Source organism: Streptomyces sp. NPDC048473 (assembly GCF_043200155.1).
GTDB lineage: Bacteria > Actinomycetota > Actinomycetes > Streptomycetales > Streptomycetaceae > Streptomyces.
This window is the reverse complement of sequence record NZ_JBICXE010000011.1, coordinates 52,018-73,746: the sequence shown is the minus strand read 5'-3', so window position 1 is coordinate 73,746 and position 21,729 is coordinate 52,018. Positions and strand designations below refer to the sequence as shown.

Below are 21,729 nucleotides of genomic sequence, written 5' to 3'. Positions count from 1 at the left end.
ACCCGTCCCGCATCCTGCGGTCTCAACTACCGCAATGGAAGCGTGCGTCACCCCAGTCCGCGTGGTCGTTGCCATTGCCGTCGCCGCCGTCGCCGACGACCAGTTCGACGTACTTGGCGCCGGTGACATCCGCCGTCAGCGACCAGGCGCTGTCGGCCGCCTTCAGCACGGGCGACTTCACCTTCTCGGTGCCGTCGGCCGTGACGGAGAACTGCACGCTGCCGGCGCTCTTCTGCACATCGTCCACGCCGACCTGGGCGGTGAACGAGGTGCACTTCCCGCCCAGGTAGTAGCGGACCTTCGCCGGTGCGTGGCTGCCGAGGCCCTTGGTGTAGACGGCGCCGCCGATGGTCAGCGGGGAGCCGTCACCGGTGCCGGTCTCACCGTTGGAGAGGTCCTTCTCCACCGGGCCCCAGCCGTTCTCGGAGGCCGTCCAGTCCAGGTCGCTGGCCCAGCTGTCGGTGGTGGGCGGCGGCGGCAGGGTCCGTACGGAGGTCTGCGCGCCGAGCGTGCGCTGTGCGCCGCCGACGGTGTACGTCGCCTCGGAACTCAGGCTGTACGTCTGGTACTTGGCGTCCACCGGCGGGGTGACCTGCCAGCTGCCGGTGACCTTGGCGCCCGCCGCGACCGAGTCGAAGGTGACGGCGCCCGCGGGCTCCGCCTTCCAGCCCTCGGGGACGGTCAGGCTCAGCGCGACACCGGTCGCCGCGGTGGCCTCGTAGTTGGTGAAGCTCGCCTTGACGGTGTTGGCCGTGCCCGGTTCCAGGGTCTCGGCGGCCGGGTCGATGCCGAGGGTGCCGCAGGCGGCCTGTTCGGAGGCGGGGGCCGGGCCGAGGTCGGTCACGGTGAAGGAGTCGAGGACGAAGTCGGCGCCCTCGGGGGCGTCGTCGCGCTTGCGCAGTCCGGTCCAGCTGTCGCCGCAGCCCGCGGTGACGGTCTCGGCGAAGTGGCCGGTGGTGCGCTGCTGTCCGATGGCGGTGGTCCGGGTCTCGACCGAGTCGGGCTTTCCGTCGGCGGTGATCCGGTCGTAGCCGTCGACCCACTCGTAGGCGCCCGCGTGGCTGGACTGGTAGTCGTACTCGACCTTGTAGCGGTGCCCGTCGGCCATCGGCACGGTCCACGGGGCGGTGCGGTAGACGAGTCCGGCGTTCTCCTCGTGGGACTTGAGGGACTCCTTGCCGCTGATGACGTCGTCGATCAGCTTTCCGTTCCAGCCGGCCTGGGTGTACGGGGCGTGCAGCTGGGAGATGACGGTGCGGGGGTCGGTGGAGCCGCCCGCGTCGCCCTTGAGGAAGGGGCCCCAGCCCTGGTCCACGGCCTCGAAGTCCTCGTAGGAGAGGGTGTTCTCCTTGGTCGTCGGGGCGTTGGCGACGATGCGTACGTCATCGGCCCGCACGCTCGCGGCGCTGCCCTTGGCCGCCTCGATGCGCAGGGTGGTGCGGCCGTTCGCGGGGGCGGTGAAATTCACCTTGGCCCGCTGGAAGTACGTACCGTGCCGCTCGGACGCGGCGACCTGGTCCTTGGCGGTGGAGCGGTCCACGGCGACGGACCTGCCGCCGATCGAGAGCGTGGTGTGCCGGGTCTTTCCGGGCTGGACCTCGATGAGCGCGGACGCGGTGTAGCGCTTGCCGGGGGTGAGGCCGTCGATGCGCTGCGAGAGCGCGGCCGTGCCCGTGCCGGAGAGCTCGGCGCTGTCGAGGCCGTTACCGTCGGTCTCCCGGGCGACGGTTCCGGTCTTGGACCAGGCGTCGAGCCCCTTGTCGTTGAAGCCCGGGTCGTCGACCGGGGTGCCCTCGCCCCACTTGGGGTCGGCGGCCTTCGGCGCCTGCTGCGGGTAGAGGACGTACGGCTGACCGGCCTTGGCGGTCAGCGTGATCTTCCCGCCGGACGGCTTGACCGTGCCGGACTTGACCCGCCCGTTGTCGGTGAGCTCGTAGACGGTGTACGTGCCGTTCGACGGCACCGCCCAGCTGCTCGTGCCGCCGGACTTGCTGTAGTGGTAGAGCTTCTTCCCGCCGTCCCACGGCAGCAGGTAGTCGGTGCCGCTCAGGACCTTGCGGCCGTGGTCGTAGAACGTCCGCTTGCCGTCCTCGACCGTGCCCCGGACACCACCGGTGAGGGTGACGTCATTGCCGTCCCAGCGGGTGATCTTCTGCTGCTGGAGGTACTTGGCGGGCAGGTTGCGCTGCCAGATGTTGTCGTAGAAGGCGTTCCAGTCGGTCTCGCCGGTCCAGCCCTCGAACTCCTGGATCGCGGTCTGGCCGAGGACCGGGTCGTTGTTCCAGACGTCCTTCTCACCGTTGCGGATGAACCGGATGATCTTCGAGTTGAGGCCCTTGTTGGTGGCGGGGCCGTAGTCGAGGTCATTGGCCCAGTGCGACCAGAGCGAGCCACGCTCGAACTTGTCGGCCCACTCGGTGGCGACGTTCCAGCCCTGCTCCTGCACTTCCTGGAGGGTCTTGTCGGGGATCCAGCCGTGCGTGTAGTAGACGTCGAAGTAGAGCAGGCTGAGGTTGCGGTCCGTCTCGTCCCGCAGCTGCTGTATCCGCTTGGCCAGGTCGCCGCTGTTCACGTCGCGGCGCTGGTCGATGTAGTAGCTCTGGCCGAGCCAGTTCCAGCCGGGCTTGGTCTTGTCGACGAGCTTCTCGTCGAAGGCGTTGGCCTCCGCGTACGCCTCGGTGTCGTTGATGTGGACGCCGAAGGTGGCACCCCACTTCTTGCCGTCCTTCAGGAGCTCGTTGAGGTCCTTCAGGCCGCCGGCGCGCTTGTTGTAGTTGCCGCCGTAGTCGGGGTGGGCGGAGTCGTGGCCCTCGGAGGCGAAGCCCTTGAGGATCGCGAGCTGCCCGAGGCCGTCGGTGGCGAGGGAGACCCGCTTGACGTCGTCGAGGGTGCGCAGGAAGGGGTGGGTGGCCTGGCTGGCGAAGTTGAACGGGATGTGGGTGACGACCCGGTCCGGGGTGTCCTTGCTGCCGGGCGCCTGGACGCCGATGGAGCGGAACGCGACGGCGCCGTCCTGCCAGTCGACCGACTTGTCGCCGTTGGCGTCGGGGGTGACGACGACCTTCGCCCAGGGCAGGTTGTTCCCGCTCTCCGGCTTCGGCGCCCCGTCCCCGCGGTAGGTCCACTGGCCGGACCAGACGCCGACCCGGACACTGCCGTCGTCGGCCTTGCGGGCCTGGTGCCAGAACCGGGCGTCGTCGCCGCCGGTGGCGCCGGAGGGCTTGTCGTACGAGGAGTTGGACTCGACGGCCGCGGCGAGCGAGCCGGTGTTGACGATCGCGTACGAGGCCCCGACCGGCGCCTTGTCGGCGGCGGTGTCCGCGGTGACCTTCGCGAAGACGTCGGCGGTCTTCGTCGAGTCGTTGTCCAGCCGGGTGAAGGCGGTGGCGGCGCCGGTGTCCGTGGAGCCGACGGAGACCAGGTCGTGGCCGGGGATGTCGATGGTGCCGACGCGGAACGCCTCGGTGTCACGGACGGCCGTCACCTTGAAGGTGGTGGCGCGGCCGGAGACGGAGAGCGAGGCGTCGATCTCGATGCCGGGCAGGTCGGTGAAGGTCAGCGTGTAGCGGGCGGTCGAGGCGGTGACCTCGGGCGCTCCCTTGAGCTTCACGGGGTGCGCGGTGCCGTTGAGGGTGACGGCGGTGACCGGCTGCGTACTGCCGAGCAGCTGATCGCCGCTCGCCTTGTCGGTGTACGCCAGGACGCGCGGGAAGTCGTCGGCGACGGCGACCGAGAGCTGCGCGGATCCGATGACGGTGGCGCCCGCGGGCACGGCCGACTCGACTGCGGCGGGTGAGGGGGCGGCGGCTGTGGCGGGGAGCGCGGTCCCCACCAGCGCCAGGACGGCGGCTGAGGCGGCGGCGACAGCGCCCGCCGAAGTGAATCTTCGCGACATGTGCCCTGAGTAGTCCCCCTGTCCGGACACCGTCAACGACGTACGGCTCTTCGGGGCGTTCCAGTCCAACAACCGTGATGCGTAAGTCCAAGTGGACCGTACGCGTCCACCGGCCGACGTCTTGGGGGCGGGGCGGCCGGACCGCCTCGCGCCCCGGGCCGATCGCGCCGGTTTCGGTACGCGATGCCGGTGTCAGGTACGGCGTCTCGCGGCACGGCGATCGTCGGCGCTGCCGGACGGGTCGGGATCGGTGTCGGCACCGGCCGGCCCGTTGGGTTCCGCCGGTTCGGCGTGCTTGCCGTCCACCCAGGTCAGGGCGGCCACCAGGGAGCGGAAGGCGGTGCGGTAGATACGCGGGCCGGTGCCCGTGTGGTGCTGGAAGTGGTGGCGCAGATTGGCGGGTGTGCCCAGTCCGGTGCGCGCGGCGATGCGCTCCACCGGCTCGTCCCCGCGCTCCAGCAGGCGCTGCGCCGCCTGGACGCGGGCGCGCAGGAGGTACTGGAGCGGGGAGAGCCCGGTCTCGGCCCGGAAGCGCCGGTTCAGGCCGCGGACGGTGAGCCCCGCGTGGCCGGCGATGTCCTTCAGCGTCAGCGGGTGGTCGAGGTGGGCCTCCATCCACCGGATCGTGGGCCCGAGGGAGTGCGGGCCGGTCCCGTGGCGGATTGCGGGCCCCGTGGCGTCCTCGGCATCGGCAGGTGCGTGGAGCTGCATGAAGACCTGCCGTTCGGTCTCGATGGCGACCGGCACACCGTGGTCCAGGGTGATCAGGTGCAGGCAGAGATCGAGGCCGCCGAGCACTCCGGCCGCGCTGTGGAACGGGTCCGCGTCCACGACGGCCCCTTCCGGGTCGACCTCGACGCGGGGATGGCGCCTCGCCAGCTCCGCCGCGTACTGTCGCCCGGTGGCCGCCCGGCATCCGTCGAGGAGCCCGGTGGCGGCGAGGGTGAACGTCCCGGTGCCAAACGCGCCGATGCGGCTGCCCCGGTCCGCGGCGGCCCGCAGGGCGTCGGCGACCTCGGGTTCCGGCTCGTCACGGAAACCGGCGTGTCCGGGCAGCAGTACGGTGTCGGCGTCCGCCAGCCCTTCCAGGCCCCAGGGCGTGTCGATGCGGAAGGGCGCCGGGGAGCCGGTCCCGCGGAAGCCGGGAGCGGTGCAGTACCGCAGCTCGTACGCGACATGCGGGTGGTGCCGGGCGGCTGTGCCGAAGCACATTCCGGGCCCGGTGAGTTCATGGCCCGGCACCCCGTCGAGCGCGAGGACGGCGATCACTGGCATGTCCAGAATTTAGCCGAGGGTGACATCAGGACCGCTTTTTCCGGACGGGACCGATACGGAGGATGGGTGTTGCGCGGCACCGGAAGCGAGAGAACGCCCGGCAGCCGGTTCGCACATCCACCACGCGCACGACGCGCATCGGAACGAAGGAATCACCCGTGTTCACACGCAGCTCGCCGTCCGCCGGCCCGTCCCGGTCCCGCAAGTCCCTCTCCCGCCGTGCGGGACGGGTCGCCGTCGTCGCCCTGGCCGCGACGGCCTGCGTCACGGCCATGTCCGGCAGCGCCAACGCCATCGTCAACGGGCAGGAGGCCACGCAGCGTTACCCGTTCATGGCCACGCTCCCGCAGACGGCCAAGTTCCCAACAGGTGACGGCGAAACGATCGACGTACGCGCCCAGTGCGGCGCATCGCTGATCACCTCGCGCTGGCTGGTGACAGCGGCCCACTGCGTCAACCCGGAGGCGCTGGACGGCATCGTCCGCATCGGGTCCGACGACCGCGAGTCCGGCGGCACCGTGCGCCACATCAAGCGGACCGTCACCCATCCCGCCTACGACGTCGAATCCGAACCCAGCACGAACGACATCGCGCTCGTCGAGCTGGACCGCCCGGTCTCGGAGAAGCCCATCCGCATCGCCAAGTCGGTGGGCCGGCCCGGCACCCCGACGCGACTGCTCGGCTTCGGTACCGTGCGCGACACCGACTACCTCCCCGATGCGGTGTTCCCGGACAAGCTCAAGCAGCTGGACACCCGCATCGGTGCCGTGAACGAGTGCTCGCCCGGCCGCGCCGACAAGACCCGGATCTGCACGATCAGCAAGACTCCGGGCGCCATGGCCTGCTTCGGCGACTCCGGCGGCCCGCAGATCCAGCACGGCCGGGACGGGCGCTGGGAGCTGGTCGGCGCCACGTCGGGCGACGGGGACACCGACCCGACCTGCGGCACCGGCCCCGGCATGTACACCAACGTTCCCGCGTACTCCAAGTGGATCGACAAGACCATCCACTCGCACCGCTGACGCGGCACGTACCCGGGCGGGCGGACCGTCCGTCGGCCCGCCCGGGTACGTCCGAGTACGCCCTGACCACCGCAGCTCCCCCGTCCCCCTACCCTCGGATAGATTCTGAATATGTCCGTAATCGCCGTTCTTGTGCCTGACAGGCTCCCCGGACACCAGCTGACCACCCCCGGGCTGGTCTTCGGGACAGCGACGACCGGCCGCCCCGACGCCGACTACGAGGTGCGGCTCTGCGCCGCCCTCGGCCTCACCGCCACGGGGGCACCCGCACCGCTCCGGATCTCCGTCCCGTGGGGGCTCGACGGCCTCGCCGACGCGGACGTCGTCCTGGTCCCCGGCCAGGACGGCGACGGCCCCCGCGACGAGCCCACGCCCGAGGTGCTCGCGGCACTCCGGGCCGCGGCCGCACGCGGCTGCCGCATCGGCGCGACCGGCACGGGCGTCTTCACCCTCGCGGCCACCGGCCTCCTGGACGCCCGCCGCGCCACGACCGGTTGGCGCCACACCGAGGAGCTGGCCCGCCTCCACCCCCGTATCGAGGTCGATCCGATCGGCACGGTCGTGACGGACGGCCGGTTCCTCACCTCGGCCGGGATCTTCGGCAGCCTGGACGTCTGCCTGCGCCTGCTGGCCCAGGACCACGGCGAGCGGGTGGCCGGTGAGACCTCCCGGAAACTCCTCACCCCGCTCCTGCCCCACGGCGACCGCGTCCAGGAGACCATCGACCGCGAACTCACCGAGAGCGCGGGCATCGAACCGACGCTGCGCTGGCTGGAGGCCCGCCTGCACCTCCCGCTGACCCCGGCGGACCTCGCCGCGCACGCGGGGATCAGTCTCAGCAGCCTCAACCGCCGCTTCCACGCGCAGACCGGCGCCACCCCGCCCCAGTACCTGCTGCGCCGGAGGCTGGAGCGGGCCCGCGAACTGCTGGAGGACACCGACGAAGGGGTGGAGCGGGTGGCGGCCCGGTGCGGTTTCACCTCGCCGGCCAGCCTGCGCCACCACTTCTCCCGGCTGACGGGCACCACACCACGCGCCTACCGGACCCGCGCGAGGCGGGCCACATCGGGGCGGACAGTGGTGAACAGGCGCTGAACAGGCCGGAATTGCTCCTTCGACCACGGGCGTATGCAGGAACAGTGGAAAAGTTCCCCGAAAGCCGGCCCTCACCCGGAAGCCCTCCACGTAGCCTGCTACCGAATGACGAGCACGCGGTGGGGGTGGTGCGCGTCCGCTGCCGCGGCTCACCGACGGATGACATCAGGGGGCAGCATGCTCAAGCTGGACGCTCCGGGTAAGTCTTTCCAATCCGTGATCTCCAACCACGACTATCCGGATGCGGAAGTCGAGTGGAACGGGACCGGGCCGGGGTGGAGCTGGATGTGGGTTCCTTACCCCTTCAACTCGCAGCGCGTGCAAGGACAGTTCACCCGTCAAGTCTTCAAGCGCAACCAGACGTCACGCGATGATCTCCGGGCTTTCATCGCCGAGAACCTCGCCGAGAACGATCGACGCTGGTCCAAAGCGGCCGCTGCCGCCCTTCGTGGTGTCACTGCTCAGGAGTTCGTCCTGATCTGCTCGAACGTCTGGGCATTCGCCTTGTTCGAGGTCAACTCAAGCTCGACCGCGAATTCCGGTACCGCGTTCTACAACCGGTGGGTCGGAGCGGTGAACGCCGATCCGGAGGCCCCGTACATGCTGATGGCCGCGGAGAAGCCGGTCGTCATGGCGATGGGCTGACCACGGTTTCACCTCACCGGCCGAGCGCCTGCCGGACGGCGTGGAGCCGGTCCGGCAGGCGTCACCGGCGGTCGTGGAACGTCACCAGCGGAGGGCGGTAAAGTCGATCGGCCGGGGCCGCAGCAGTCCCGTGCGTTCCGCCAGCGCATGCAGCCGCCGGGACATCTCGTCGACGTCCCGGCGCTGCCGGTCGCCGTGGCCGGGCAGTACCCACTCGAACCGCAACTGCCCCGCAGTCCGCGCCAGCGAGGCGGCCAACTCCTCGATGGAGTACCAGGTCACGCTCTCCGCGACTTCGAGATCATCGGTCGTGCGCGACCAGTAGAAGCTGTCGCCGCTGAAGCAGTACCGGTCGTCCGCGAGATAGAGCACGCTGCCCCGGGTGTGGCCGGGCAGCGGATGGGCGGTGACGCCCTCGCCGATCTCCACCGGGTCGAGCCCCCGGATCACCTGGTCCGCGTCCGGCGCCGCGTCGAGGTCCCCTTCATGGATCCACAGCCGGGCGCCGAAGTGGTCGGCGTAACGGCGCCCGTGCGCGACGTGATCGCGGTGGGTGAGCAGCACATCGGTGACGGGACCCGTCGCCGCCACGTACCGCTCGGCGAGTCCGGGGCTCCAGCGCGGGGTGTCGATCATCATGACCGTGCCGGACGGGCGCCGCAGGAGATAGGAGTTGGCGCCGGCGGTGTGCTGGGAGTTGTGCCCGCAGACCAGTACGCCGTCGTCCAGCGCCATCGGGAACGGGTCGAGCGCCGGGTCCGGCTGCCCCGACGCGGGCCGGATCGAGCGGGTGTGGCAGGCGAAGACGGCGGCGTGTAAGCGCCGGTTCTCCGCCTCGTCGCTCGGCTGCCGCAGGATCCGCGACGCCCCTTCCTCCTCTCCGATCAGCTCGGGCGCGAACTGTCGGGCTACGTCACAATTGGTGCAGCGGTCGTCCACGTACCAGTCGGCCATGGCAGGCTCCTTCCACTTCCACGGGACACGACCCCGTCGAGGGCCGCCGTTCCAGGGATAGCCCACGCGCGACCGGAACCGGTAGGCCACCCGCCGATCCAGTGCTTCGGATCCCGGGCCCCTCACGCGAAACAGGGCGGCACGCCCGACGCCGGGCGCAGGGTCCGGCCGCGCACCTCGAACTCGCACCACACCACCTTGCCGGGGTTCCGCTCCCCCACCCCCCACTTGTCGGCGAGCGCCGCCACCAGCAGCAGCCCGCGTCCGCCCTCCGCGTCGGGCGCCGCGCCCTCATCGGCGAGGCGCACCTCCCCGTCACCACTGTCGTGGACCTCGACCCGCAGGAGACCGTCGGCCGGCTCCAGGTAGAGGTGGGTACGGAAACCGCGACCGGGCGGGACGCCGTGCAGGAGGGCATTGGTGACGAGTTCGCTCACGCAGAGCAACACGTCGTCGGCACGGGCATCGCACGCCCAGTCGACGAGGGCCTGGCGCACGAACTGTCGTACGAGCGGCACGGACCGGCGCTCCCTGCGGTGGAACGCCTCGCGGAAGTAGGGGAGTTGAGTTGGTTCGTTCACACCGCCAAGGTCACACAACGTCACTACTGTTGATCAGCGCGTCGGCTCGTACAACGCAGTTGTACGGCTTCTGACGGGTCATCCGGGTTTCGCGACGGGGAGAGGCACTTCATGCACTCGGCGAAGAAGAACAAGCGGATCACGTCCTGGCACCTGATCGGTGCCCAGCTGGCGACGTTCCGCAAGGCGGCCCGGATGACACAGGCGGCGCTGGCCGACCAGTTCTGCGTGGGCGAGGACACGATCGCGTCGATCGAGCAGGGTCGCAGGCCGTTGCAGGCCGATTTCGCAGCGCAGCTCGACGAACTGCTGGGCACGAAAGGGGTGTTGCAGGTCGCGGTGTCGAAGGTGCCGCAGAAGGAGCGGTTCCCGGCGTTCGTACAGGACTTCGTGGAGTACGAGCAGGAGGTGCTGACGCTGCTGTCGTACGAGAGCCAGGCAGTGCCTGGGCTACTCCAGACCGAGGAATACGCCCGGTTCGTGTTCTCCTGCCTTTATCCGCCGATCGAGGAGGACCAACTGGAGGAGTGGGTGACCGCCCGGCTCGACCGGCAGAAGCTCCTCGAACGCAAACCCCGCCCCATGCTGCACTTCCTGCTGGAGGAGAGCATTCTGCGCAGCGAGATCGGGAACCCTGCCATGCTGCGGAAGCAAATCAAGCACCTGCGCCAATGCATGGAACTCCCCTTCTTGGGGCTGCAGATCATGCCGATGAAACTTCCGAAACACGCAGGTCTTGCGGGGCCGATGGTGCTGCTGGAGACCCCCGATCACGACCACTTCGCCTACGTGGAGGGCCAGCTGACCAGCTACCTGCACGAAGACCCGGATGACGTCAGCGTGCTCCAGCAGAAATATGGGATGCTGCGTTCGCAGGCGCTTTCCGTCGAGAAGAGCGCCTGCCTACTGGACGAACTGCTTGGAGAGACATGACCCGCGCAGCACACCCGGCTCCCCGCTCGACAGCCCTCGACTGGTTCAAGTCCAGCTACAGCAGCGACCAAGGCGGCGCCTGCCTCGAAGTCGCCCACGACTGGCACAAGTCCAGCTACAGCACTGACCAGGGCGGCAACTGCGTAGAAGTCTCCGCCCACCCCACCGCCGTCCACATCCGCGACTCCAAGGTCACCGACGGCCCCGTCCTCACCGTTCCCCCCGCCGCCTGGGCCGCCTTCCTCGGCCTCGGCTTCACGGCCTGAGGGTCGACACCGCCGGGATTTCGGCCCCCACGTGCGCCGGACCGTTGGGCCTGATCGCCGGCTCGGCGACCTTCGACGAGTCGCAGCTTCCGGTTGTCGTGTCATCGCGAACCCACTGATCTCCGGTACGACCGCGCCGATCACCGCGTCCAGCACCGCATCCGCGCGCTCCGCACGCCCGCCCGCCTGAATGCGCCCATCCTGGCCATCCCGGTCGGCGGCGGCCTGTATCAGCAAGGCGAGGTCCATGCCGGCCTGCACCGACTGGCATCGGCACCACGATCGCGCGTCGAAGCCCGATCGAGCCTACGAGGTCCGGCTGATCCGTTGAGGTTGACGCACCTCCTCCGTGCTCGCCGGCCGGACGAACGCTCCCGGACGACGTCGGCAGACTCGGCGGCAGACTTCCCGGAGCAGGCCGCAAACCGACAGGTTTCGGTCATGCGGTCGACGGTTGCCTCGTCAGAGGGTTCGCCTCGTGTCCCACGGCTTGTGTGCCGAGGCCCGCGGCTATGGTCTGCCCTTCGACTACAGGGAGTGCGTCATGCGCAAGTTTTGGCTGTCTGTGGCTGCGGTTGCTGCCGCTGCCGGGCTACTCACGGCGTGTTCGGGTGCGAAGGACTCCGCCGACTCCGCGAAAGAGGGCGCCCCGACAGCGGGGACGGGGAGAGCCTGGAGCGAGGAGACCTCGGCGGCGAACCCGTCGAGGGACGTCAAAATCGTGAAGTCAGGGTTCGAGGGCCATCGGGCCGGGGGTCATCGCACGTACGTCGTGCACTACACGATCAGGAACGGCGGGAGCGGGGCGGCGAGTTACTTCGCGCAGTTCGAGTTCCTGGACAAGGACGGGGATGTTCTCGGGAACACCGGGGTGACGGCCGACAGGCTGGGCCCCGGGAAGGCGAGGACGGGGAGCTCGGCGCCAAGGGACGCGGAGATCGAAGACGGCACCGTCAAAGACATTGCGTCCGTGCGCGTCACGCACGTCGAGCGCACGTGACGCGCGTACCGGTCACGTCCGCACGTCGCCCAGCAAGGTATCCGAGGCACCTGGCACGTCGATCACGCCGTTGCGCGGCGGGCCGATGGCTGAGCCAGGAATCCGGGGCCGGTTCTGCGGCAACCACCCCTTCATGGCGTCGAGTTGTGAAGACTTCCAATTTTTGAGAGCGCTCTCAACCGCAAGTCTTGACGCCCACCCCGGCCATCACGAGAGTGGTGCGCACCGCGGACGCCCCGCCCCATTCCCGCACGATCGCCCCGTCCGTGGCCCCCCACACACCCCGGGAGTCCTCTCGTGATTTCGCGCAGACTGTTCCTGACGGGCGGCGCCGCCGCCACCGCGACCGCACTCACCTACCCCGCCTGGGGCAGCGCCCTGAGCCCGAGCGCCTCCGCCGCCCCCGCAACCTGTGAACTCGCCCTGGCGAACCGCTCGTTGCCCGGCCGGGTCAACGCCTACGTCACCGGCCACGAACAGGGCACCGACCGCTGGGTGCTGCTGCGGGCCGACGGCAGCGTCTACCACCCCGACTCCCCCGCCGCGCCGCAGACACCGCTGCCGGTCGACTGCGCCATACCGCTGAACGCGGCGGGCGGCGCACCCGTCGTACTGACGCTTCCTCAGATGTACGGTGCCCGCGTCTACTTCGTACGCGACGACACCCTGACCTTCTATCTCAACCCCGGCCCCGCCCTGGTCGAGCCGGCGTTCGCCACGTCCACGGACGCCAACTACGGACGGACCTGGTCGTTCTGCGAGTTCACCTTCAACCCGCAGCAGCTGTACGCGAACATCAGCTACGTCGACCTGGTCACCGCGCTGCCGATCGGCCTGACCCTGGAGGGCGACACCACGCACACCGTGGCACCGCTCCCGGACGGTGCGGTGCAGCGGATCGCCGACGGTCTCACCGCCCAGGCCGCCGCCGACGGCCAGCCGTGGGACAAGCTGGTGATCCGCGGTGCGGACGGCGGCGTGCTGCGGGTGATCTCGCCACAGAACCTGATGGCGCCGTTCTTCGACCGGCCGGACCAGATGCCGCTGCGCGACGTGTTCACGTCCTACATCGACCAGGTCTGGGAGAAGTACCGCTCCACCGATCTGCGGATCGATCTCCAGGGCGGCCGCGGCGTCCGCACCGGCCGGGTCAGCGGCGACATCCTGACCTTCGAGGGCGGCCACACCTTCACCAAGCCGGTCTCCAGGGACGTCTTCACCTGCAACCACGGCCCGTTCGCCAACAACCCGGCGGACCCCGACGACAAGAAGGCCCTGCTGGCCCGGCTCGCGGCCGGCTTCAACCGCTCCCTGATGCTCACCCACCCCGACCAGCCGAACGGCACGTCGGCCACGGACTACTACCAGGGCGCGGCGACCAACCACTGGTCGCGCGTGGTCCACGCCAACACCCCGATCGGCTACGCCTTCCCGTACGACGACGTACGCCCCGACGGCCAGCCGGACGTCTCGGGCGCCGCGAACGACGGCAACCCGCGGCGGTTCACGGTGAGCGTGGGGTCCTGAGCAACGGACCGCCCACCGTGGCGGCCGCCCCTGCCCCGGGGCGGCCGCCGCGGTCTCACTCGAACGCGGCTGCCGCTTCCTTGAGCGCGGCGGCCACCGCCTCCGGGGAGTCGGGCCCCGGTTCTCCCGGGCGGTAGGTCACCGAGCGCAGCCGGCCGCGGTGGCGGAAGGAGCGGTGGCGTTCGTACAGCGGCCAGGAGACCGGTGATTTGCGGTCGATGCCGATGCTGATGCCCTGGAACGGGGCCATTCCGATGAGCTGGTGGACGCTCGGCGGGGTGGCCCGCACCTCGCCGTCGACGGTCAGCGTGAACCTCCAGCGCAGCCCCTGCTCGGCCGTGGCGGCAAGCACGATGACATGTTCTCCCGGTGCCAGTGGCCCGGCGTCGGTCTCGTGGAGCACGCCGTACTCGTTGTAGGCGAAGCGGAGCCGGCCGTCCTCGACGTACAGGCTGTAGCCGCCGCCCTGGTCGCCATGGGAGACCAGCACTCCCTCCCCCGCCTCGTCGACAACGACGACGATCTCGAAGGACCGCAGCGCGATCAGGCGGGAGGAACGGTAGCGCTCCAGTTCCGGGGTGCCGGGCAGCAGGGTCAGCGGGCGTGACAACCGCTGTTCGGCCGGGTTGCGGCGGGCGAGCGCTCCGCTGCCGTCGGGCAGCGGGAAGACGCCGTTGCGCCAGGCCGCCTCCTCCCAGGCCGCCGACAACTCCTTGACGAGGCCGGGCCGGTGGAGGGTGACGAGCTTGTGGCCGTCCCGGTAGTAGCTGCGGTTGCCGGTCATCTCGCAGTACTGCTCGGGGTGGGTGGAGCGATGTTCCGCGTCGGCGAGTACGGGGGTGAAGCTGACCCCGTCCGGCTCCTGGAGCGGGACGCCGCGCCGCTCGGCGGGCCGGTCGAGACCGGCCAGTCGCAGGAGGGTGGGGGCGATGTCGGTGACGTACTGGTACTGCGTACGCAGGCCGGCGGTCAGTTGTCCCTCGCGGGCTCCCTTCGGCCATGACAGCACGAACGGGACGCGCACACCGCCGGCGTAGGTGTGCCCCTTGTAGAGGCGGAAGGGCGTGTTGGAGGCCATGCCCCAGCCGCGCGGGTAGTGCACCAGGCTGCGCGGGCCGCCCATGAGTTCGGGGTCGCGGTCGACGTCCGGGGTCCAGTCGCCGGGGAGGGCGGGATGGTGGACGAAGCGGCTGAAGTAGGAGCGGGTGCCCTCGGCGCCGCCTTCGCCGGTGCCGCCGTTGTCGGAGGTGAAGACGATGATGGTGTTGTCGAGTTCCCCGAGCGCGTCCAGGGTCTCGGTGAGCCGTCCCAGGTTCTGGTCGATGTTGTCGACGAGCGCCGCGTACACCTCCATGTAGCGGGCGTAGAGCTTCTGCTGCTCCTCGGTGATCGTGGCGGCCGTGCTGCGCAACTGGGCTGCTCGTACCGGGTTCTGAAGGTTCCTCACGGCGAAGATGACGTCGTCCGCGGTGAACTTCCGGCCGTTGTGGAACGTGACGTCGTCGCGCAGCCGGAGTGTGATGCTGCGCCCGTCCTCGGCGTACGTCCAGGAGGTGGCCAGCTCCGGCTTCGGGCTGAGCCGGTCGTCGTAGCGGGTCAGGGTGTTGTAGATCAGCCGGTGCTGGAAGGACTGCCCGCTCTGCGAGAACAGCAGGCTGGGCGTGAAGTCGCTGTTGATGGCGACGCTGAGAATGCCGCCGCGCTCGGGGGCGGCGCCGGCGTTCTTGGGAGCGGACGAGGTCTCCGAGACCGCCGAGCGGCAGCCCGCCAGGCCCAGTCCGAGAAGCAGGGAGCCGCCGCCTGCGGCGCGCAGCGTGGAGCGCCGGGACGGTCCGGCGGGCATGGAGGGGTACAGCTCGGTCATCGAAGCCTGCCTGTGACAGTGAGGGACGGTGAAGGTGGAGCGGGCGCGCTGCGCATTCATTCCGCTGCGGGAGGAATTGAAGGAGAGGGCCGTACAGCGCTGTGAGGCACAGCTGCGAAGGCGTACGGGATCAGCACGAGCGGCTGCGGAAGCTGCACGTCGGAAGGGGAGAGGGACCGGGCCGGCGGATCAGGCCGGAACGCGGTACGGAGACTCGGGGCTACGGCCCCGGCCGGGAGCGTCGCTCCGGAGGTGCCGTGTCAGCGATGAGCCGCGGACAACCCGGCGGGGCCCATGGGGCGAACGGTCCGGGTCCGTTGTGGACGGCACAGACCGCGCTGGCCTGTCGACAGAGGTCGACGTGCCTGCGGGAGGCGAGGCGCATGTCCGGGTTCACGGGAGCAATATGACAGTGGCTTCGCCGGGCGGTCAGCCTGGTCTGTCCGGATATCGGTAAGAAACCCCCTCCCGCCCCTTACGCGCAACTACCGGTCGAACGTCGCCAAAGGGCTCCTGAACAGCGGGTTCAGGAGAATTGTGCCCGCCGCGCCGGCCAGCGCCGCACGGAGTCGTTCCCTGGGGAAGCACCATGGGAGGGGGTGCGGTTCGGCCACCACCCCGGACCCTGACGGCACTGCCCCGTGACCGGCCCGGGCCCGTCCCCGCCAGGTCGCTTCGTTCGGATCATCGGATCGTCGGGACGGCCGGGCTTCCCAGAACAACGCCCCGGGCCCTTGCGAGGGGTGCCCGGGGCGTGCGCTGCTGCCGGTTATCCGAACTGGCCGATCTGGTAGTCGCCGGCGGGCTGCCGGACGATGACGTTCACGCGGTTGAAGGCGTTGATGAGGGCGATGAGCGACACCAGGGCGGCGAGCTGATCCTCGTCATAGTGCTTGGCGGCATTCGCCCAGGCCTCATCCGTGACGCCACCGGCCGCGTCGGCGATGCGGGTGCCCTGCTCCGTCAGCTCCAGGGCAGCGCGCTCGGCATCGGTGAACACGTTGGCCTCGCGCCAGGCCGCGACCAGGTTGAGTCGGGTCGAGGTCTCCCCGGCGTGCGCGGCTTCTTTGCTGTGCATGTCGGTGCAGAAACCGCAGCCATTGATCTGACTGGCGCGGAGCTTCACCAGCTCCTGCGTCGCGGCCGGCAGCGTCGAGTCCGAGATCACTTTGCCCGCCGAGGTGATGTGCCTCAGGGACTTGGCTGCGACCGGGCTGCCGAGGAGGTTCAAGCGAGCATCCATGGTGCACTCCTTGCCGTTGTTGGTGGTTACACCCCTCTGACGGAACGGTTCGGCAAGATGTGACAGGGTCGAATGTGACGCGCGTCTCCCCTCTCACGCGGCGACAGGGACCACCCACGACGAAATTCAGGACCGCTGCCGAGACGTCGCCCCCGCTCATCACGATCACCGGCGCCTCTTTTGACCCGACCCCACGCGCGGGGTCTTTCTCTGGTCCGCCCGATGATCCGAACGAAACTGCCTGATAGGGCTTTGTTGCGTCTCTGGGCAGGTGGTCGTTCTGGTGGTTTCCTGCTGGCACAAGGGCGGATGAACTCGCGGAGCTCCGGGGCCGGTTGGAGGATTTCGCTGGGGAGGTGTTCGCGCCGCTGGTGCGTGCTGACCAGCGGGTGAAGGGCGGGCTGTATCTGCGGGGCCTGTTGCTGGACGGGCGTCGGAAGTCGGTGCAGCCGATGCAACCGATGCAACCGATGCAACCGATGGCCGAACGGCTCGGTGTGGACCATCAGCAGTTGCAGCAGTTCATGACCCGCTCCGGCGCACCGGCGGCGAACGCCGGCGGACGGGAGGTGCCCGGACTGGTCCTGGACCTCGACGCCACGCTGGTGACCTGCCACTCCGAGAAGGACCGAGCCGCACCCACCTACAAAGGCGGCCTCGGCTTCCACCCTCTGGTGTGTTTCCTGGCCAACACCGGCGAGGGCATGTCCGGGCGGCTGCGGCCCGGCAACACCGGAGCCAACACCGCCGCGGACCACATCCGGTGCGGCAAGACCGCCTTCGGCCGCTTCCCCTCCCGCCACTTCACCATCAACGCCGCCTGGCTCGAACTCAGCCTCGCAGCGATCGACCTCGTCGCCCGGACCCGAGCCCTCCTCCTGGAGGGGGAGCCGGCCACCACCGAGCCGAAGGAACTCCGCCACCGACTGCTGCACGTCGAAGACGGGGCGCGTGAGGAGAATGTCTCCAGCGCGTTGTGCACGCAACCTCAGTCCGAGTTCATCGGCCCCGGGGTCGCCTTCGTCGACGGTTGGCCGCGGTTGCGGAGGTTGCTGTACTACGGTCCCGGCGAGCGGTCACAGTCCGACCGCGTCGGCGAGCAGGTCTACCTGTTCCAGTCCGCCGCCGTGGGGGAAGAGGATGAGTTCGTCGCAGCCCGCCTCGGCGTAGGCAGCGGCCTCGCGGGCCACTCCTTCGGGTGTGGCGAGACCGGCTTCTACGCTTTCGTGGGTGTAGGTGCCAGAGGTGTAGTAGCTCGCAAGGCGGTGGTGCAGACGTTGTTCTGCGTCCGGGCCCAGCGAGAAGTGCGCGGTCGCCACCAGGCGGGGCGCCCCCTCCTTGCCCGCGTCCTGCCACGCCTGTTGCACCCGCGGGAGGACGGCCTGGAAGTTCGCCACGCCTTGGGCGCCACCGATCCAGCCGCGACCGTAAGTGATCATCCGCCGCAGTGCGGGTTTGGTGAACCCACCGAACAGCATCGGGGGGCCGCCGGCCGTGGCCGGACGTGGTCCGATACCGCCGTGGTCCTGCCACTGCCGGGTGGCCCGTTCGAGCAGTGCGTCGAACAGCTTGCCGCGCTGCCGGAAATCGACCCCGCTTGCGCTGTAGTCGTCCTCCCTGGCGCCGGGTGCCAGGCCCAGCACGAGCCGGCCATCGGACAGGCGGTCGAGCGTGGCGGCGGACTTGGCGAACAGCGCATGGTTGGCGCGCAGCGGGGCCAGCAGGATGGTGGTGGTCAGACGGATGCGCGAAGTCGCTCCGGCCGCGACGGCAAGTGCGGTCAGCGGCTCGTAGGTGTCGTAGACGAGGCGGTCGGTGGTGCCGAGCGTGGAGAAGCCGCGCTCCTCGGCGCGTCTTGCCCAGTCCACGATCGACAGGTCCGGGTCGGGGTTCAGGGCCTGTAGCCCGATTCCGATGTCCATGGTGGCGCGTTCCTCTCGGGACGAGCGTGCGTGGGGGCGAGCACGGGGCGTGTCCCGTCTCGAGCGGGTCCGTCCGGACGGTCACGACTGCTGATCAGGCACTAGGAGACGGATTGAGCCGGGGCGTGATCAGGCTGCTTGCCGCGGTTGCGTGGCGCAGAGCCATCGGCGTGCGCCGCGGCAGGCTTGAGCTGTGGCAGCCGGGCGTGGACCGTTGATCAGGGCTGTCCGGAGTCGCTGTAGCGTCCTCCGGTGGACTGGTTCCAGACGCGTCGGTTGCTCATTTCGGAGATGTAGTCGACGTGTGCCTGCAGCGGCCAGGAGAGCCGCTTCCAGTCGCCGATGATGTACGTCATGTTGTAGGGGCCTTCGGCCGGGGTGGTCAGGTATGTGGGCGCCACCTGCTTGTAGTAGGCCTCGACGGCCTCGGGGAGTTTGTCGGCGCTGTCGGTGAGCAGCAGCGGGGAGTGGAAGCCGAGGTGGGACAGGGGCGCCGAGGCGACCGCGCCCTGCCAGTCGTCCCGCCTGACGAGGGTGAAGCCGTGGCCCGGTCCGGTGATGTTCCAGCCCACCATGCCTGCGGGGTCCCACATCTTGGCGAACGCGATGGCGGTGGTCTCCGGTGTGTTCTTCGGGGTCGCGTTGAAGTCGACGGGGTCGTCGTTGGTGATGCGCTGCACGGCACCGTAGGCATTGAGCTGCTTGGCGACGGCGGGGGATATCTGGTCCGGTCCGCCCCACAGGTAGATGGTGGCCCGGCCCATGCGGCGTTTGAGCGCGGTGACGGTCTCCGGCGGGATGCCGTCCCGGGTGACCCACAGGATTGCGGTGGGCATGTGGGAGGACCAGTGGGTGGCTGGCAGGGCGTACTCCCAGGAGTTCATGGACGCGATCATCACGTCCATCATTCCGGCGCCCCCTTGGCTGCCACTGTTACCCATCTGCGGTACGCCGGTGTCCGGGTTCTGGATGCTGCCGTAGACACGGTCGACGGCGTCGGCGAGCCCTGGGATGGTGGGCGCGGTGATGCTCTGGAAGGTCATGCCGATGGCCTTGAGCTGCGCCTGGACAGCCGGGTTGGCCGCCGCGCCCACCAGGAAGGCGTCGATGTTGTGGTGGCGGCTGATGCCCGTGTCGCCCAGGCGCTTGAGCTCGTTCAGAGTGACCTGGGGGATGCCGGTCTTGGTGACGTAGAGGATGGGCGCGTCGTCGGGGAAGTGGATGAGAGGGACGGCGGTGATGCCCGTCAGCGGATCGTCGGTGGTGATCAGGGTGACGGCCCAGGGCCGGTCCGGGACGTTGTCGTTCTCCCCCGAGGCGTTTTCCGGGAGCGCGGCCGGCCAGATGTGCTGGGTGACGGACACCGCCTCCTGGAAGGGGTCGGAGCCATAGAGCCGCTGGGTGGTCTTGGTACCGATGGTGGGCACCAGTGTTGGCGCCTCGGGTGGCGGAGGGACCTGGAAATCGCCGATGCCGGTGGGCCGGCCGAAGGGGTAGTGGTTCGGGTCGGGCGGTGTGGGACCTGCGGCAGGGAGCGCCGCCACCAGCGTGGTGGCCATCAGCGCCGCGCCGCACGCCAGCAATGCCGTCAGCGTCCGTATAGGTATGCGCCTGGGGAGTATGCGGCCCGGCCGCAGGTGTCGTGTCACCAAGGGAACAGTCTCCTCACCCTGAGGGTTGCCCCCCGGTGCTGGACCGGGAGTGCGGCGCCGCTGTCCACGCAACGTCCCAGTAAACGAACTCCGCCGAAAAGGAGGGCCCGATGCCCGGCTGGGCGGTCCGGTCCCTCGGCGGGAAGCACACCGCGGCTCTGTCAGGTCCCAGCATCAGCGGATCAGTGCCCGCCGTCGCGCCCGGACGGACATACGAGTGATCTGGAGTGATCGCCCAGGCGCCAGGGACGCTTGCAACGGTGGCGAGCTGGGTGCCTGGTGCCGTGGGAGGGCCGGTTCCGCCGGTCCCTGCCGTACCGCCGGTGCCGCCGGTACCCAGCGTCCCTCCGGTCCCGCCTGTGCCTCCCGTACCGTCGCTTTCGTGGTCCTCGCAGAGGTGGGAGAGCTTTGTCCAGGGCTAACCAAAGGCTGTCCCGCAATGAGCCGACTGTGCCGGCGGGCTTCACCTCATCGGCCGATGAGGCTCGTCCATCGGTTCCCGCCGGCAGCTCGGCTGTGGCCGAGCAATCGGGCCTGCTCCCTCTTGAGCTGTGTGAACCTGTCGCGGATGTACTCTCTGAGCGCCCGGCCCGGGAAGGATATGACCGACAAGTGCTCTTCATAGTTGCCTCGGGCCCAGCGCGCAGCAGTGATCTCGTAGCCCGAGACGTGAGCGCAAAGCTGGAGGAGGGTCTGGGGCATCTCCTCCTCGATGAGGAGGTCGGCCTTGGTGACCACGACGTCTCGCATGGCCTGGATGTTGGGGATGAAGACGGTTGTGGCCCAGGTACGCCACTCCGCAAGTTCCTGCTCGGTGGGAGGAGTGTCGTGGCGAAAGGGGTCGCGACCGTCGGGACGGGCGTACTTCGCTGACCAGGTGTCATAGGTGCGGCCATTGGCTTCCATCAGCGCGAACAGCGGCCCGTAGAAGTCACTCAGCTGCTGGTTGACGCGCGTGAGGCGGGCCTGTCTCTGCGCCAGACGCAGCCCGTTCAGATAGGTCGCCAGGTAGCCGATGAACGCCAGCCCAACGGTCACGATCACTGTAGCCATGACCAGCGATGCTAAAGACTGTCCAGTAAATGATCCACGGGATGGCTGGCCGGCCTGCTGGTTTCTCCGTCATCCGACGAGGGTGAGGTTGTGCAGGCGGGCGATGCCGAGCATGGCGTGGTGGGCGCCGTCGCCTTTCGGACGGCAGTCGCGGAGGATCGTCCAGCCCTTCATCCGGGCGAAGGCGTGCTCGACGCGGGCGCGGACCTTGCGGTGGGAGGCATGGATCGCCGGCCTGTGCTTCCCGAGAGTCGCCGACGTCGTCTACTACCGTCTGGTCCAAGCAGTACTGCACCTGGACGATCTGCCGGCCCGGCTCGACCAGCACACCCTCGCCGGCCGACAAGAGGAATCCTCCGCCTCGCCGCCAACCTGATCAACCCCCGGAGGACTTCCGGAGCAGACCACTGAGCCGGTACGGAACACCCTCTGACGGTTCGTTCGGTCAGGGGGGTTCGGCAGTCAGCCGAGGAAGTCGACGTGGTCGATCAGGCCGTCGCGGACCCGGTAGGCGACCAGCACGCGGAGGGGGTCGTCCGTGATGCCGTGGGCGATCTCGTGGTCCACCACCCAGTCGCCCTCGGTGAGTCGGCCGACGATCTCGGCCCGGCAGCGGCGCTTGGCGAACATGTCGGCGTACGCCTCCCGCAAGGCGTCGCGCCCGAGCAGGCGGTCGCCGCTGCGGCGGTTGATGCAGACGTCGGGGGCGTACGTCGCCGCGAAGGCTTCGAGGTCATGGCTGTTGTAGGCGGCGAGCTGGCGTTCGACGATGGTCTCTGGGGTGGTCACCAGTTGATCATGC

Annotated in this window: 20 protein-coding genes and 2 pseudogenes; 10 read left to right on the top strand and 12 right to left on the bottom strand. The window is 69.4% G+C overall.

Translation table 11 applies throughout. The features are described from left to right. Positions 1-22 precede the first annotated feature (22 nt). Positions 23-3,895 (bottom strand): endo-alpha-N-acetylgalactosaminidase family protein, encoded by a 3,873-nt coding sequence (locus ACGFU7_RS19985; protein WP_393697343.1) that lies wholly within the window; start codon positions 3,893-3,895, stop codon positions 23-25. A gap of 192 nt (positions 3,896-4,087) precedes the next feature. Continuing rightward, positions 4,088-5,170, bottom strand: coding sequence for a GlxA family transcriptional regulator (locus ACGFU7_RS19980; RefSeq protein ID WP_393697342.1), 1,083 nt, complete (start codon positions 5,168-5,170; stop codon positions 4,088-4,090). A 158-nt stretch (positions 5,171-5,328) separates the two neighbouring features. On the opposite strand from ACGFU7_RS19980, the gene ACGFU7_RS19975 reads away from it, so the two are divergent. The 3 genes from ACGFU7_RS19975 (at position 5,329) to ACGFU7_RS19965 (ending at position 7,932) form a co-directional block, all read left to right on the top strand. After that, complete coding sequence (locus ACGFU7_RS19975; RefSeq protein WP_393697341.1) at positions 5,329-6,192, top strand: S1 family peptidase; 864 nt, start codon at positions 5,329-5,331, stop codon at positions 6,190-6,192. Positions 6,193-6,303: 111 nt separating this feature from the next. Further along, on the top strand, positions 6,304-7,287 hold the full coding sequence (locus ACGFU7_RS19970) for a GlxA family transcriptional regulator (RefSeq protein ID WP_393697340.1): 984 nt from the start codon (positions 6,304-6,306) through the stop codon (positions 7,285-7,287). Positions 7,288-7,464: 177 nt separating this feature from the next. Continuing rightward, positions 7,465-7,932: a hypothetical protein gene (locus tag ACGFU7_RS19965; RefSeq protein WP_393697339.1), complete on the top strand. Its 468-nt coding sequence runs from the start codon at positions 7,465-7,467 to the stop codon at positions 7,930-7,932. Positions 7,933-8,013: 81 nt separating this feature from the next. On the opposite strand, the gene ACGFU7_RS19960 is transcribed toward ACGFU7_RS19965, so the two are convergent. Both ACGFU7_RS19960 and ACGFU7_RS19955 read right to left on the bottom strand, forming a co-directional pair. Beyond that, a complete protein-coding gene (locus tag ACGFU7_RS19960) occupies positions 8,014-8,886 on the bottom strand; it encodes an MBL fold metallo-hydrolase (protein ID WP_393697338.1) in 873 nt (290 codons plus the stop codon). 122 nt (positions 8,887-9,008) lie between these two features. Then, positions 9,009-9,467: an ATP-binding protein gene (locus ACGFU7_RS19955; RefSeq protein WP_393697337.1), complete on the bottom strand. Its 459-nt coding sequence runs from the start codon at positions 9,465-9,467 to the stop codon at positions 9,009-9,011. Positions 9,468-9,578: 111 nt separating this feature from the next. Between ACGFU7_RS19955 and ACGFU7_RS19950 the strand changes: the two genes are divergently transcribed. From ACGFU7_RS19950 to ACGFU7_RS19935, 4 genes are all read left to right on the top strand, one after another. Continuing rightward, positions 9,579-10,400: a helix-turn-helix domain-containing protein gene (locus ACGFU7_RS19950; protein WP_393697336.1), complete on the top strand. Its 822-nt coding sequence runs from the start codon at positions 9,579-9,581 to the stop codon at positions 10,398-10,400. Further along, entirely contained in the window at positions 10,397-10,666 is a 270-nt protein-coding gene (locus ACGFU7_RS19945; RefSeq protein ID WP_393697335.1) for a DUF397 domain-containing protein, read from the top strand. The genes ACGFU7_RS19950 and ACGFU7_RS19945 overlap by 4 nt, the downstream gene beginning before the upstream one ends. Positions 10,667-11,144: 478 nt before the next feature. Next, complete coding sequence (locus ACGFU7_RS19940; RefSeq protein ID WP_393697334.1) at positions 11,145-11,666, top strand: hypothetical protein; 522 nt, start codon at positions 11,145-11,147, stop codon at positions 11,664-11,666. Positions 11,667-11,963: 297 nt separating this feature from the next. After that, the gene (locus ACGFU7_RS19935; RefSeq protein WP_393697333.1) at positions 11,964-13,193 is read left to right on the top strand and encodes a glycoside hydrolase family 64 protein; all 1,230 of its coding nucleotides are present in this window, start codon (positions 11,964-11,966) and stop codon (positions 13,191-13,193) included. Positions 13,194-13,248: 55 nt separating this feature from the next. Here ACGFU7_RS19935 and ACGFU7_RS19930 read toward each other — a convergent pair whose 3' ends face one another. The 3 genes from ACGFU7_RS19930 to ACGFU7_RS19920 form a co-directional block, all read right to left on the bottom strand. After that, positions 13,249-15,057: a sulfatase-like hydrolase/transferase gene (locus ACGFU7_RS19930; RefSeq protein ID WP_393697332.1), complete on the bottom strand. Its 1,809-nt coding sequence runs from the start codon at positions 15,055-15,057 to the stop codon at positions 13,249-13,251. A gap of 220 nt (positions 15,058-15,277) precedes the next feature. Further along, positions 15,278-15,442 carry a putative leader peptide gene (locus ACGFU7_RS19925; protein ID WP_393697452.1) on the bottom strand — a complete coding sequence of 55 codons (165 nt, stop codon included), beginning with the start codon at positions 15,440-15,442 and terminating at the stop codon, positions 15,278-15,280. Positions 15,443-15,826: 384 nt separating this feature from the next. Next, positions 15,827-16,300 carry a carboxymuconolactone decarboxylase family protein gene (locus tag ACGFU7_RS19920; protein ID WP_393697331.1) on the bottom strand — a complete coding sequence of 158 codons (474 nt, stop codon included), beginning with the start codon at positions 16,298-16,300 and terminating at the stop codon, positions 15,827-15,829. 356 nt (positions 16,301-16,656) lie between these two features. Here ACGFU7_RS19920 and ACGFU7_RS19915 point away from each other — a divergent pair. Continuing rightward, positions 16,657-17,040 (top strand): annotated as a pseudogene (locus ACGFU7_RS19915) (transposase); the annotation flags it as partial. Between the two features lie 336 nt (positions 17,041-17,376). On the opposite strand, the gene ACGFU7_RS19910 reads toward ACGFU7_RS19915, so the two are convergent. Further along, positions 17,377-18,222 carry an LLM class flavin-dependent oxidoreductase gene (locus ACGFU7_RS19910; protein WP_393697330.1) on the bottom strand — a complete coding sequence of 282 codons (846 nt, stop codon included), beginning with the start codon at positions 18,220-18,222 and terminating at the stop codon, positions 17,377-17,379. 218 nt (positions 18,223-18,440) lie between these two features. Then, positions 18,441-19,805 carry a hypothetical protein gene (locus tag ACGFU7_RS19905; RefSeq protein WP_393697329.1) on the bottom strand — a complete coding sequence of 455 codons (1,365 nt, stop codon included), beginning with the start codon at positions 19,803-19,805 and terminating at the stop codon, positions 18,441-18,443. 296 nt (positions 19,806-20,101) lie between these two features. Here ACGFU7_RS19905 and ACGFU7_RS19900 point away from each other — a divergent pair, with 296 nt between their 5' ends. Further along, positions 20,102-20,296, top strand: a complete 195-nt coding sequence (locus ACGFU7_RS19900; protein ID WP_393697328.1) for a 4-fold beta flower protein — start codon at positions 20,102-20,104, stop codon at positions 20,294-20,296. Positions 20,297-20,342: 46 nt separating this feature from the next. Here the strand turns inward: ACGFU7_RS19900 and ACGFU7_RS19895 are convergent, their stop codons facing one another. Both ACGFU7_RS19895 and ACGFU7_RS19890 read right to left on the bottom strand, forming a co-directional pair. Beyond that, complete coding sequence (locus ACGFU7_RS19895; protein WP_393697327.1) at positions 20,343-20,927, bottom strand: hypothetical protein; 585 nt, start codon at positions 20,925-20,927, stop codon at positions 20,343-20,345. Between the two features lie 69 nt (positions 20,928-20,996). Next, positions 20,997-21,146, bottom strand: a pseudogene (locus ACGFU7_RS19890) (transposase); the annotation flags it as partial. Here ACGFU7_RS19890 and ACGFU7_RS19885 point away from each other — a divergent pair. Further along, positions 21,136-21,303: a hypothetical protein gene (locus ACGFU7_RS19885; RefSeq protein WP_393697326.1), complete on the top strand. Its 168-nt coding sequence runs from the start codon at positions 21,136-21,138 to the stop codon at positions 21,301-21,303. The pseudogene ACGFU7_RS19890 and the gene ACGFU7_RS19885 overlap by 11 nt on opposite strands. Positions 21,304-21,389: 86 nt before the next feature. Here ACGFU7_RS19885 and ACGFU7_RS19880 read toward each other — a convergent pair whose 3' ends face one another. Then, entirely contained in the window at positions 21,390-21,716 is a 327-nt protein-coding gene (locus tag ACGFU7_RS19880) for a nuclear transport factor 2 family protein (RefSeq protein WP_393697325.1), read from the bottom strand. Positions 21,717-21,729: the final 13 nt, after the last annotated feature.

What these genes read in the sequence shown, in the direction of transcription:
- ACGFU7_RS19985 (WP_393697343.1), bottom strand. Translation starts at nt 3,895, where the DNA reads ATGTCGCGAAGATTCACTTCGGCGGGCGCTGTCGCCGCCGCCTCAGCC.
- ACGFU7_RS19980 (WP_393697342.1), bottom strand. Translation starts at nt 5,170, where the DNA reads ATGCCAGTGATCGCCGTCCTCGCGCTCGACGGGGTGCCGGGCCATGAA.
- ACGFU7_RS19970 (WP_393697340.1), top strand. Translation starts at nt 6,304, where the DNA reads ATGTCCGTAATCGCCGTTCTTGTGCCTGACAGGCTCCCCGGACACCAG.
- ACGFU7_RS19965 (WP_393697339.1), top strand. Translation starts at nt 7,465, where the DNA reads ATGCTCAAGCTGGACGCTCCGGGTAAGTCTTTCCAATCCGTGATCTCC.
- ACGFU7_RS19960 (WP_393697338.1), bottom strand. Translation starts at nt 8,886, where the DNA reads ATGGCCGACTGGTACGTGGACGACCGCTGCACCAATTGTGACGTAGCC.
- ACGFU7_RS19950 (WP_393697336.1), top strand. Translation starts at nt 9,579, where the DNA reads ATGCACTCGGCGAAGAAGAACAAGCGGATCACGTCCTGGCACCTGATC.
- ACGFU7_RS19945 (WP_393697335.1), top strand. Translation starts at nt 10,397, where the DNA reads ATGACCCGCGCAGCACACCCGGCTCCCCGCTCGACAGCCCTCGACTGG.
- ACGFU7_RS19930 (WP_393697332.1), bottom strand. Translation starts at nt 15,057, where the DNA reads ATGACCGAGCTGTACCCCTCCATGCCCGCCGGACCGTCCCGGCGCTCC.
- ACGFU7_RS19925 (WP_393697452.1), bottom strand. Translation starts at nt 15,442, where the DNA reads ATGCGCCTCGCCTCCCGCAGGCACGTCGACCTCTGTCGACAGGCCAGC.
- ACGFU7_RS19920 (WP_393697331.1), bottom strand. Translation starts at nt 16,300, where the DNA reads ATGGATGCTCGCTTGAACCTCCTCGGCAGCCCGGTCGCAGCCAAGTCC.
- ACGFU7_RS19910 (WP_393697330.1), bottom strand. Translation starts at nt 18,222, where the DNA reads ATGGACATCGGAATCGGGCTACAGGCCCTGAACCCCGACCCGGACCTG.
- ACGFU7_RS19895 (WP_393697327.1), bottom strand. Translation starts at nt 20,927, where the DNA reads ATGGCTACAGTGATCGTGACCGTTGGGCTGGCGTTCATCGGCTACCTG.